We start from the raw sequence: 11,859 nt of genomic DNA, 5'->3' as shown, positions 1-11,859 counted from the left end.
AGCCTGCCTCGCGGTCAGCATCGCCTCCACCTTCAGCCTGCGGCGGCGCTGGCCAGCCCCGCCGACCCCACCGCCCGTGAGCGCGCGATGGCATCGCGACGCCTTCCGCCATGCCTGCCAGGCCGGGGTCGCGCTAGCGCTGTTGGTGGCGCTGGGCGCGGCCTTCGACCTGCCCGCCCTGGCTCAGGGGGCAATCATGGTGATGGCCGTGATGGTCCTGCCGATGGCCGGCATCGGCCAAAGCGGCCTCATCCCGGTGAGCCGCCGCATCCTCCAGCGAACCATCGGCTGCGGCATCGGCGCACTGTTCGCCGCCGCCTTCCTGCTGGGTACGGGTGGATCGCCGGCTCTGCTGCTGATCGGCACCGCGATCGGCGTAGCGCTGGGGCGGCATCTGGAAAATGGCGATCCGGCGCATCGCTATGTCGGCACGCAATTCACGCTCGCGGTGCTGGTGACATTGGTGCCGGACCGGTACGACTCCGTCGAACTCGGCCCCGCGCTGGAACGACTGATCGCCATCTTCGTCGGCATGGGCGTGCTGTTGCCGGTGCTGCTCGTCGGCCATGCGCTGGGCGTGCGCCGGCCGGTCGCACCGGCTCCCATGGAACACGAATCTGGTGGGATATGATGGAATAAATCCTTCTCGGCACCCGTATGCCGGGCATGAATCTTCCCCTCCGATTTTCGACCGACCATAATGTCATCCCCCTGCGCACCGGCTTCACCGGTCAGGAACCGATCCGCGTCGCGCTCTTTTCCGGCAATTATGATTGCGTGCGCGATGGCGCGAACCGGGCACTGAACCGGCTGGTGGCGCATCTTCTGTACCGTGTCGGCATGGAGGTGCGCATCTATTCGCCGACCGCGCCCCTTGCCGCCTTCCAGTCGGTGGGCGACATCTGTTCCGTCCCGTCGCTCACCATTCCGGGTCGTCCCGAATATCGCGTCGCCGTTGGCCTGACGCGCGGCGTGCGGCGCGACCTGGAAGAGTTCGCGCCCGACATCATCCACCTGTCCTGCCCCGACCGGCTGGGACGGCAGGCGCAGAAATATGCGCAGGCGCGGGGTATCCCGGTGGTTGCGAGCCTCCATACGCGGTTCGAGACCTATCTCGATTATTATCGCCTTTCCTTCTTGCGCGGGACGATCGAGCGCTATCTCGACCGCTTCTATAGCGATGCCGACCTGATCCTGGCGCCGACCGCGCCGATCCGCGACGAGATGGCGGCACGCCATGGCGCGGAGCGGGTGGCGGTGTGGGGCCGGGGGATCGACCCGCATGATTTCGCTACGACCCGCCGCGACCCGCTCTTCCGCGCTGCCCATGGCTATGAGGAAGGCGATATCGTCCCGCTCTTCTTCGGGCGGCTGGTGCTGGAAAAGGGGCTGGACGTCTTTGCCGATGCGGTCGCGGCGATCCGTGCGCAGGGCCATCATGTCCGGCCGCTGATCGTCGGCGAAGGCCCGGCCCGGTCCTGGCTGGCGCAGCGCCTGCCCAACGCCAATTTCATGGGCCATCTGAGCGGCAAAGCTTTGGGTCGCGCGGTGGCGAGTGCCGACATGCTGATCAATCCCAGCGTCACCGAGGCGTTCGGCAACGTCAATCTGGAGGCGATGGCATCGGGCCTTGCCGTTCTATCCGCCAATGTGCCGAGCGCCGCCGCGCTGATCGACCATGGCCGCACCGGCCTGCTGCTGCCACCGGCCGACGGACAGGCCTATGCCGATGCGGCGATCGCCCTGATGAATGACCCGGCGCGGCTCGCAGCCATGCGGCAGGCGGCCGCGGAAGAGGCGCGGGGCCATGTCTGGGACGATGTGCTGGACATCGTCGCCCATGCCTATGGCGCGCTGCTCCAGCACCGGCCGTTGCCCTTCACCGCTGTCGAGGCTTGCCCGGCACTGACCGGCACTGGATAAGCGACGGATGGACGAACGGCGCGACATGGAAGCGGACCTGCTGGCGATGCGGCGCTACGCCCGTTCGCTCGCCCGCGACGATCAGGATGCCGACGATGTCGTGCAGGACGCGCTGCTCCGCGCGATCGAGCGCAAGGCCACCTATCAGCCCGAACGCAGCCGCACCCGGTGGCTGCTGGCGATCGTCCACAATGTCTTCATTTCGGGCAAGCGACGGCAGGCGGCCGAGGCGCGCCGCAACGATCGCTTCGCCGAAACCCTGCTGTCGAGCATCGCTCCGCGGCAGGAGGAGCATATGCGGCTGGAGGAGATTGCGCGGGGCTTTGCCGCTCTGCCCGAAGCCCAGCGTGCGCTGCTGCACCTGATCGCGATCGAGGGATTGAGCTATCAGGAAGCGGCTGGCGTGCTGGGCGTGCCGATCGGCACGGTGATGTCGCGTCTGTCACGGGCCCGCAGCGCATTGCGCGAGGATCGAACAGGGAAAGCCGGGTCGCACCTCCGGCTGGTGGGAGGACAGGATGAGCAATGAGGTGAATGCGCTGGAACTCGACGCCTATGTCGACGACCAGCTGGAACTGTCCCGCCGCTTCGTGGTGGAGACGCATCTGTCGCGCAACCCCGATCAGGCAGCGCAGGTCATGGCGGACCTGTCGTCGCGCAGCGCGCTGCGACTGATGGTCCCGCGTCCCGGCGCCATGCCTGATGCGATGGCCGATACGGCGGTGAAGTTGCAGGCGATGCCGCCCCGGCCCGCCCGCCCGTTCTGGCGCCGGTCGCTGCCGGCCGTGGGAGGCATGGCGGCGGCCGCCGGTCTGGCGATGGTCTTCCTGCCTCCCTCCGGACCGCCTGACTATGTCGATTATGCGGTCAATTCGCACCGCATCGCGATGATGCGCGCCGCCATGGTGTCGCAGGTCGAAACACCCCACTACAATGCGCGCGAGATCGCCTCCAACACCCATATCGCCATGCCGCATCTGCCCGAAGAGTGGCGCGTGACCGACGTCCAGCTCTTCCCGACCGAACGCGGTCCGGCGCTGGTGGTGGCGGTAAAGACCGAGGCCGGGCAGAATTTCTCGCTGTTCGCCGTGCGCGATCGCAGCCATGCGCCGGAGCGGCCCGATGCCGTGCAGGAAGGCGCCGAATCCGTCGCCTATTGGCGGCGCGGCGACATGTCCTATGCGCTGACCGGCCGCACCGAACCCCGCCTGATCGACGCCACGGCGGAGGCATTGGCGCGCGACTGGTCCTGAAGGCTGGAGAGGGATCGCGTTAACAGCTATCGCTCTCCCCATGACCCAGAATCATCTCTATCTCGTCGACGGCAGCGGCTATATCTTCCGCGCCTATCACCAGCTTCCGCCGCTCACCAACCAGCATGGCCAGCCGGTCGGCGCGGTCTATGGCTATACGACGATGCTGTGGAAGCTGGCCGAGGAGCTGGGCAAGGCGACCGGGCCGACGCATCTGGCCGTGGTGCTGGACAAGGGGTCGCACACCTTCCGCAACGACATGTACGACCAGTATAAGGCGAACCGCCCGCCAGCCCCCGAGGATCTGGTCCCGCAATTCCCGATGATCCGCGACGCGACACGCGCCTTCTCCCTGCCCTGCATCGAGGAAGCCGGGTTCGAGGCGGACGACATCATCGCCAGCTATACCAGGGCGGCGGTCGCGGCGGGATGGCATGTCACCATCGTCAGTTCGGACAAGGATCTGATGCAGTTGATCCAGCCCGGCGTCGACATGTACGACACGATGAAGAATGAGCGGCGCGGCGCCGACTATGTCATGGGCAAGTTCGGTGTGCAGCCGGAGCAGTTGGGCGACGTGCTGGCGCTGATGGGCGACAGCGTGGATAATGTTCCCGGCGTGCCGGGCATCGGTCCCAAGACGGCGGCCAAGCTGATCACCGAATATGGCGGGCTGGAAGCCGCGCTGGAGGCTGCGCCTTCGATGAAGAAATCGAAGATGCAGGAAAATCTGATCGCCCATGCCGACATGGCGCGGCTGTCGCGGCGACTGGTGGCGCTGCACGATGCGATGGACCTGCCCGAACCGCTCGACGACCTGACGCTGAAGGGGATTCCGCCCGAACCCTTGCAGGCCTTCCTGTCGCACCATGGCTTCAAGACGCTGTTGAACCGCCTCGGCGCGCCCGCCGCCGCCGTCGCGGTGGCCGCGACCGCTGCAATCGCGACCGACAATGCGCCGCCTGCCCCTCCCGCTCCGGCGGACGAACCGGCGATCGACCGCAGCCTTTACGAGACGGTCGTGACCGAGGAGGCGCTGGATCGCTGGATCACGGCCGCCCATGCCGAAGGGCTGGTCGCGGTCGACACCGAAACCGACATGCTCGACTGCGTGTCCTGCGCACTGGTCGGCATCAGCCTTGCCACAGGTCCGAACAAGGCCTGCTACATCCCGGTCGGCCATGGCGGCACCGACATGTTCGCGGAGCGCCCGCAACAGCTCGACAAGGCATTGGTACTCGCCAGGCTGAAGCCGCTGCTGGAGGACGATGCCGTCCTCAAGATCGGCCAGAATCTCAAATATGACCTGACCGTCCTGCGCCGTCACGGCATCGAGATCGCGCCCTATGACGACACCATCGTCATGAGCTTCGACCTTGACGCCGGCCAGTCGCTCGCCGGACATGGCATGGACGAGGCGGCGCGGGTTCACCTCAATCACACATGCATCAGCTTCAAGGAAGTGGTCGGCACCGGCAAGAGCCAGATCAGCTTCGCCGAAGTCCCCCTGCCCCGCGCCACCGAATATGCGGCCGAGGATGCCGATGTCACGCTACGCCTGTGGAAACGGTTCAAGACGCGCGTCGCCAATGAGGGCGCGAACCGCGTTTATGAACTGGTAGACCGACCGCTGGTCGGCGTGATCGCGGGCATGGAGCATCAGGGGATCAAGGTCGATCGCGAAGCCCTGTCTCGACTTTCGGCGGAGTTCACCGCCGGCATCGCCGCGCTGGAAACGGAAATCCACGAGATTGCCGGCCAGCCGTTCGCGATCGGATCGACCCAGCAACTGGGCGCGATCCTGTTCGACAAGCTGGGCTATAAGGGCGGCAAGAAGGGCAAGTCGGGCGCTTACTCCACCGACGTCACCATATTGGAGCAGTTGAAGGCGCAGGGCGCGCCGATCGCGGCCAAGATCCTCGACTGGAGGCAGCTTTCCAAGCTAAAATCCACCTATACCGACGCGCTCCAGGCACAGATCAACAAGGATACGGGTCGCGTCCATACCAGCTACTCGCTGACCGGCGCGCAGACCGGCCGCCTGTCCTCGACCGATCCCAATCTTCAGAATATCCCGATCCGCACCGAAGTCGGCCGCCAGATCCGCCACGCCTTCGTCGCGGAACCAGGAAACGTCATATTGGCGGCGGACTATAGCCAGATCGAACTGCGCCTTGCCGCCCACATGGCCGATGTCCCCGCGCTCAAGGAGGCGTTCGAGGCGGGCGAGGACATTCACAACCGCACCGCGCAGGAACTGTTCGGCGAGGTCAATCGCGACACGCGCGGACGGGCGAAGACGATCAACTTCGCCATCCTTTACGGCATTTCACGATGGGGGCTGGCCGGTCGGCTGGAGATCGGCGCGGACGAGGCGCAGGACATGATCAGCCGCTATTATGAACGCTTTCCCGGCATCAGCATCTACATCAACGAGACGATCGAGAAGGCGCGCGAGCGCGGCTATACCGAGACGCTGTTCGGTCGGAAGACCTGGTTCCCGCGCATCAAGGCGGCGATCCAGCATGAACGACAGGGCGCCGAACGCGCCGCGATCAACGCCCCGATCCAGGGCACCAGCGCCGACATCATCAAGCGGGCGATGGCGCGCATGGGACCGGCGCTGGAGGCGGCTGGCCTACCGAACGTAAAGATGCTGCTTCAGGTGCATGACGAACTGGTGTTCGAACTGCCCGAGGGCGACGTGGAAGCGGCCAGCGCGGTCATTCGTCGCGTGATGGAAACGGCGGCCGAACCGATCGTGAAGCTGAGCGTGCCGCTGGGCGTGGAAATCGGCACCGGGCCGAGCTGGGGCGCGGCGCACTGAAAGCAAAAGGCCGGCCCTCATCAGGCCGGCCATTTTTCAATCGAACAGCTCTTCCAGAAAGCTCTTCTTGCGCTTCTTCTGATAGTAGCGCCCATCGTCCCGGTCCGGCCGGTAGCTTGGCTGGGCAACGGGTGCGGGTTGAGGCGCGGGCGCGCTCGCCTGCGCCGAGCGCTCTATGATCTTGTCCAGTTCGCCCCGGTCCAGCCAGACGCCCCGGCATTGCGGGCAATAGTCGATCTCCACCCCCTGCCGATCCGTCATGGCGAGGCCGACATGACAGACCGGACACAGCATCGCCGACACCGCGGCAGGATCGCGCATTATTCGCGCTCACCCGTCAGGCTGAGCAACATCTGGAACAGGTTAACGAAGTTCAGGTAGAGCGACAGCGCGCCCATCACCTGCATCTTCTGCGCCACCTCATGGCCAGCATAGTAGAAATATTCCGACTTGATGCGCTGCACGTCCCAGGCGGTGAGGCCGGTGAAGACCACTACACCGATGATCGAGATGACCATCGCCATCGCCGACGAGCCGATGAAGAGGTTGATCAGGCTGGCGACGATGATGCCGATCAGGCCCATCATCAGGAAGCTGCCCATCTTCGTGAGGTCACGCTGGGTGGTATAGCCCCACAGCGCCATGGCGAGGAACATGACCGCGGCCGAGAAGAAGGCCTGGGCGATGCTGCCGCCGGTGAAGACAAGGAAGACGCTGCCCAGCGAAACGCCCATTACGGCGGCGAAGGCGTAAAAGGCGGTGCGAGCGCCCGATGTCGTCATCTTTTCGATGCGGAAGCTGAAGAAGAAGACGAAGGCCAAAGGCGCGAAAATCGCTACCCACTTCAAGGGCGTGCCATAGATGGCGGCGGCCAGCGCCGGGGTATTGCCGACAAGGGCGGCGACCAGACCGGTGATGACCAGGCCGATACCCATATTGCGGAAGACGCCCAGCATGTGCGCGCGCAGGCCGGCATCGGTCTGCGCCGTCTGGCTGGCACCATAGCCCGGCATGCGAACGGGATTATTCATGGGTTACACTCACTCCATCCAAATGTGGTTCGAGTGGCCCGGTGCGGTCTCCTGCGGCAACGAGAGGGGGCAAATCACCGCAAAACCAGCACCGGGCTCACCCGATGCGGTCCGACATCGCGACAGGATCAGGGGGATAATCCATGTCGCCAGAGGGGCCCGGCCCGCATCGACAATATCGGGTGGGCAACGCCCGGCCGCAAGGGATCGGCCCGTCCGCAACATTTTATTACAATTGATCGGGCTTTCGGGAACACCGGCCTCCAGGAAGCATTGACCCCTGCCTTGCTTCGCGACATGGCTTGCCACCATGTCCGACGACCAGCATATCCCCGCGCCACTGCGCCTGTTCAACAGCCTGACCCGTTCGATCGAGCCGTTCGCACCGATCGAGGACAATCATGCGCGCGTCTATAGCTGCGGGCCGACCGTCTATAATTACGCCCATATCGGCAATCTGCGCGCTTATGTCTTCACCGACACGCTGCGCCGGACCCTGCTGTGGAAGGGGCTGAATGTCACCCACATCATCAACATCACCGATGTCGGCCACCTGACCAGCGACGCCGATGCGGGCGACGACAAGATGGAGGCGGCGGCCAAGGCCAGCGCAAAGAGCATCTGGGACATTGCGGCGCACTATACCGAGGCGTTCAAGTCCAACATCGCCGACCTCAACATCATTAGCCCAAGCGAATGGACGGTCGCGACCGACTATGTGCCGCAGATGATCGCGTTCGCCGAAAAGATCGCGCCGGATCATTGCTACGAACTGGAAAGCGGCCTCTATTTCGACAGCACGACCGTGCCGGACTATGGTTCGCTGGCCGGCGGGCGCGACGATGCGGCGCACGCCCGGATCGATCCGGTGGCGGGCAAGCGCAACGCTTCCGACTTCGCCATCTGGCGCAAGTCCCCGCCCGGCGAACAGCGCCAGATGGAATGGGACAGCCCGTGGGGCAAGGGCGCGCCGGGCTGGCATCTGGAATGCTCGGTCATGAGCCAGGCGCGCCTTGGCCAGCCGTTCGACATCCATACCGGCGGCATCGACCATCGCGAGATCCACCACCCCAATGAGATCGCCCAGAACCAGGCATATCACCAGGCTTTCCATAGCTGCTGCGGCGAAACCAACGCCGTGGCGGCGGGCTTCACCGGTGCGCGCTGGTGGATGCACAATAATTTCCTCGTCGACCGGCAGGGGAAGATGTCGAAGTCCAAGGGCGCCTTCACCACGCTCTTCAGCCTGATCGACGCGGGCGTGCATCCGATCGCCTATCGCCTGCTCTGCCTTGGCGCCCATTACCGGTCGGAACTGGAGTTCAGCGCGGAGAATCTGGCGGCGGCGCTGACCCGGCTCAAGCGGCTCGTCATGGGGGTGGAAGGACTGAAGGCGCGCGCCGAAGGTGTCACCTGGCAGTCGCCACGCGTCGACTATCTGCGCGCCAACCTGCATCCGAAGCTGGCGCCGCTGTTGGAGCAGTTCGACGCGGCGTTCGCCGACGACCTGATGACGCCGCGCGCGTTGCCGCTGCTGGAAGAGGCCATCGGCATGAAGAAGGTGCCGGTGGACGAGAAATTGTGCCTGATCGCCGCGTTCGACCAGGCGCTTGGCCTCAATCTGCTGACGCTCAATCGCGCCGACCTGCGCATCCAGCCCAAGGATGCGCAGGTCATGCCGGAAGAGATCGAAGCCGAACTGGAGCGCCGGACCGCCGCCCGTGCGGAAAAGGATTTCGCCTTGTCGGACGAGATTCGCGATGCTCTGGTCGCACGCGGGGTCGAGGTAATGGACGGCGATCCGCTGCGCTGGGACTGGCGGCTGACGCTGGCAGGTTGATCGTTACGCCTCCGCGACCATCTTGACGCTGGCCCGCGCGCGACCCAAGAGGGGTGCGGGTCGATTCAAGGAAGCGGGGGTGAGATGAAACTTTCCACGCGCTGGTTGACCGCGTTTGCACTGCTGGCGGTTGCGCCACCGGCTTTCGCCGCGTCGTCCACCTTCTCCACCGACAATCCGCGCTTTGCCCGTCTCTACGCACTGGAACGTCAGGCGTCGGACCTGTTCAACAGCGACGATTACGCCCTGTCGATGTCGCAGAAAACGCGCGACGCCTGGGGGCGGCTGTATGACGCAGCGGCGAAGGCAAAGGCCGGTGGCAAGCCGCATCCGCTGGCCGGGGTCGCGCTGATCAACCTGTCCTCGATGGACCAGATCGACGGGAAGAACCCGGATGCGCTGACCCGGTCGAATAACGGTTTGCGCCTGCTCGCTCCCTTTGCCGACGCCTATCCGATCGCGTGGATGCAGGGGCTGTCGATCAAAGGCTATGTCCAGATAGCGCTGGGCGACGTGGCGGGCGGAGCCGATACGCTGGCGGGGGCGAGCCGCTATATGGACGGTTATATAGCGCGCACCCCCGCGGACAGGATCGACACGGACACGCATATGCTGCGGTCCAACATCGCCTTCACCCACGCGCAGGCGCTGACCCGACTGGGTCGCAATGCCGAGGCGGTCGAGGCGCAGAAGGCCAGCATGGAGGCGCGGATCGCGGCCGCAGGACCGAACAGCGCCGACACGATCGGTTCCTATTACACGTATGCGCAAATGCTCCAGCGCGCCGACCGCGACGTGGAGGCCGAGAAATATGCGCGGCTGGCAGTGGAAATCGCCACCGACCATGTCGATCGCAACCATCCGGGCTATGCCCGTGCGCTGGAGGCGCTGGGACTGTTGCTGTCGCGTACCGGGCGGCGGGTCGAGAGCCTCGACTATCTGCAACGCGCCATTGCCATCAAGCGCGAGACAGTAGGTACGGAGAGCCTCTATTTTCATTTCGGGCTGCAAAATCTGGGATCGGTGCTGCTGCCGCTGGAGCGCTATGCCGATGCCGAGCCGCTGTTTCTGGAGGCCGAGCGCGGCTTTCGCCGGATCGAGGGCGAGAATAGCCCGCAATCGGCGCGCGCGCTGGCTTTTGCCGCCGCGGCAACTCTGGCGGAGGGGCAGCGCGCCGAGGCGATCGGGCGGCTCTATACGGCACTGGCGCGGGTCCGGGCTGGATCGGACAAGGATCGGGACATTGGCCAGCGCGTCTATCCCTATCTGATCCCGGCGCTGATCGAGGAAGGGCGCAGCGCTGAGGCGGGCCGGGCTGCGGGTGCTTTCGCCGCCGAGACCGCGCAACTCGACAACGCGCCGGCGCTGCCCCTGGCGCAGGCTGCGACGCTGTCGGCCTGGACCACGCCCGACCGCCGCGACCTTGGCGAGGCGGCACGGCGGCTGGCCGGCGTGCTGCGCGATGGAGCGGCGATGAACGCCAATGGCGAACTGACCGAGGATCAGCGCGCAGCGCTCGACACCGTGCTTGCCGTTGCAGCGCAGACGCAGGATGCCGCGCTGGCGCTCGACGCCATGGCGGTGCTCGCCGGATCGCGCATCGCGCAGGCGAACCGGTTGGTGGCGCAGCGGCTGGTCGAGGATCCGGCGCTGGCGGCGCGGGTGCGGGGATTGCAGGACCGGGTGAAGGCGCTGGAGACGGCAGATCGTCGGATGCTGACGGCGCTGGCGGTCGATGCTGAGGTCGCGGATGCGCGGGCTGATCGCGCCGCCCTGGCAGTTGATGTCGAGGCCGAGCGCCGCGCCATTGCGCGCGACTATCCCCGTTGGGTCGAAGCGCGTGGCGGGGAGCGGCCCGACCTGGAGACCTTGCGCGCCGGTCTGCGTCGGGAAGAGGCGCTGCTGGCGGTCATGCCGGCCTTTAACAGCGTCTATCTGCTGGCGGTGAGCGCGGATGGCACCCGGATCGAGCGGGCGGAGATGGATCGCGCCGCCATGGTGACGCTGGTCGATCGGTTGCGCGGGTCGCTGACGCCGACGGGCTTCGACCAGGCGGCGGCGCACGACCTGTATCGCCAGATTTTCACGCCGGGCATCCTCGCCACATTGGGCAAGGCGAAGATCTTGCGGATCGTGCCCATCGGCGCCTTCGCATCGCTGCCTTTCGCCATGCTGCCGGAACGGCCCGTTGCCGCCGTGGACAAGAATGTGCCATGGCTGGTCCGGCGCTTCGCGATCAGAGTGCAGCCCGGTTTCGCCATTCATCCGGCGCAAGAAGAACAGATGGCGATGCGCAATCAGATGTTCCTTGGCATCGGCGCGCCCCAGGCCTTTACGGACAGTCAAGACGCGGCGGCTGCGCGAGGCGCGGGCAACTTGTCGGACCTGCCGGTTCTGCCCGGATCGCTGACCGAATTGCGGGCGGTGGCCAAGCGTTTCGGGGCCGGTCATGCGACCCTAATGGTCGGGGCAGAGGCAAATGAAGCCGCACTGCGTACGCGCGACCTGTCAACCTATAACGTAATCCTGTTTGCGACCCACGGGCTGGTCGGCGGCGAGAAGGCGGGGGTGAACGAACCGGCCTTGCTCTTGTCGCCACCGACCGTCGGGAATGGCGGCGATGACGGACTGCTGACGGCATCGGAGGTCGCCGCCATGCGGATCAGCGCAGACTGGGTGATCCTGTCCGCCTGCAACACGGCGGCAGGGGAAAAGGCGCAAGCGGCCCCCTATTCGGGGCTGGCGCAGGCGTTCCGCTATGCCGGTGCCGGATCGCTGCTGGTGTCGCACTGGCCGGTCCGCGACGACGCCAGTGCCTTCGTCACGCTGGAGACGGTGAAGGGCGCGGATCGCGGCCTACCGCGGGCGGTCGCGTTGCAGAAGGCGATGCTGAAGCTGATCGCGTCCCGCCACCCCGATGCAGCGCAGCCCTATATCTGGGCGCCCTTCATGCTGATGGGCCGCTGATCCCGGTTAGAGTCTTTG

9 protein-coding genes are annotated in these 11,859 nt (G+C 65.7%); 7 read left to right on the top strand and 2 right to left on the bottom strand.

Annotated elements, in window-relative coordinates:
* From VMR39_RS29715 to polA, 5 genes are all read left to right on the top strand, one after another.
* A partial coding sequence (locus tag VMR39_RS29715) for an FUSC family protein (protein ID WP_325422030.1) occupies positions 1 to 631 on the top strand: 631 nt, incomplete at its 5' end.
* Between the two features lie 35 nt (positions 632 to 666).
* Positions 667 to 1,923: a glycosyltransferase family 1 protein gene (locus tag VMR39_RS29710; protein ID WP_325422028.1), complete on the top strand. Its 1,257-nt coding sequence runs from the start codon at positions 667 to 669 to the stop codon at positions 1,921 to 1,923.
* Positions 1,924 to 1,930: 7 nt separating this feature from the next.
* On the top strand, positions 1,931 to 2,452 hold the full coding sequence (locus VMR39_RS29705; protein ID WP_325422026.1) for a sigma-70 family RNA polymerase sigma factor: 522 nt from the start codon (positions 1,931 to 1,933) through the stop codon (positions 2,450 to 2,452).
* The gene (locus VMR39_RS29700; protein ID WP_325422024.1) at positions 2,442 to 3,176 is read left to right on the top strand and encodes an anti-sigma factor; all 735 of its coding nucleotides are present in this window, start codon (positions 2,442 to 2,444) and stop codon (positions 3,174 to 3,176) included. The genes VMR39_RS29705 and VMR39_RS29700 overlap by 11 nt, the downstream gene beginning before the upstream one ends.
* A 40-nt stretch (positions 3,177 to 3,216) precedes the next feature.
* A complete protein-coding gene (polA, locus tag VMR39_RS29695; protein ID WP_325422022.1) occupies positions 3,217 to 6,003 on the top strand; it encodes a DNA polymerase I in 2,787 nt (928 codons plus the stop codon).
* A gap of 36 nt (positions 6,004 to 6,039) precedes the next feature.
* Here polA and VMR39_RS29690 read toward each other — a convergent pair whose 3' ends face one another.
* Both VMR39_RS29690 and VMR39_RS29685 read right to left on the bottom strand, forming a co-directional pair.
* Positions 6,040 to 6,324 carry a zf-TFIIB domain-containing protein gene (locus VMR39_RS29690; RefSeq protein WP_325422021.1) on the bottom strand — a complete coding sequence of 95 codons (285 nt, stop codon included), beginning with the start codon at positions 6,322 to 6,324 and terminating at the stop codon, positions 6,040 to 6,042.
* A complete protein-coding gene (locus VMR39_RS29685; protein WP_325422019.1) occupies positions 6,324 to 7,034 on the bottom strand; it encodes a Bax inhibitor-1/YccA family protein in 711 nt (236 codons plus the stop codon). The genes VMR39_RS29690 and VMR39_RS29685 overlap by 1 nt, the downstream gene beginning before the upstream one ends.
* Before the next feature lie 310 nt (positions 7,035 to 7,344).
* On the opposite strand from VMR39_RS29685, the gene cysS reads away from it, so the two are divergent.
* On the top strand, positions 7,345 to 8,874 hold the full coding sequence (cysS, locus tag VMR39_RS29680; RefSeq protein WP_325422017.1) for a cysteine--tRNA ligase: 1,530 nt from the start codon (positions 7,345 to 7,347) through the stop codon (positions 8,872 to 8,874).
* Between the two features lie 84 nt (positions 8,875 to 8,958).
* A complete protein-coding gene (locus tag VMR39_RS29675) occupies positions 8,959 to 11,841 on the top strand; it encodes a CHAT domain-containing tetratricopeptide repeat protein (RefSeq protein ID WP_325422015.1) in 2,883 nt (960 codons plus the stop codon).
* The last annotated feature ends 18 nt before the right edge of the window (positions 11,842 to 11,859 follow it).

It is taken from the genome of Sphingobium sp. (genome assembly GCF_035511395.1).
Taxonomy (GTDB): Bacteria; Pseudomonadota; Alphaproteobacteria; order Sphingomonadales; family Sphingomonadaceae; genus Sphingobium.
This window is presented reverse-complemented; position numbering and strand designations above follow the sequence as displayed.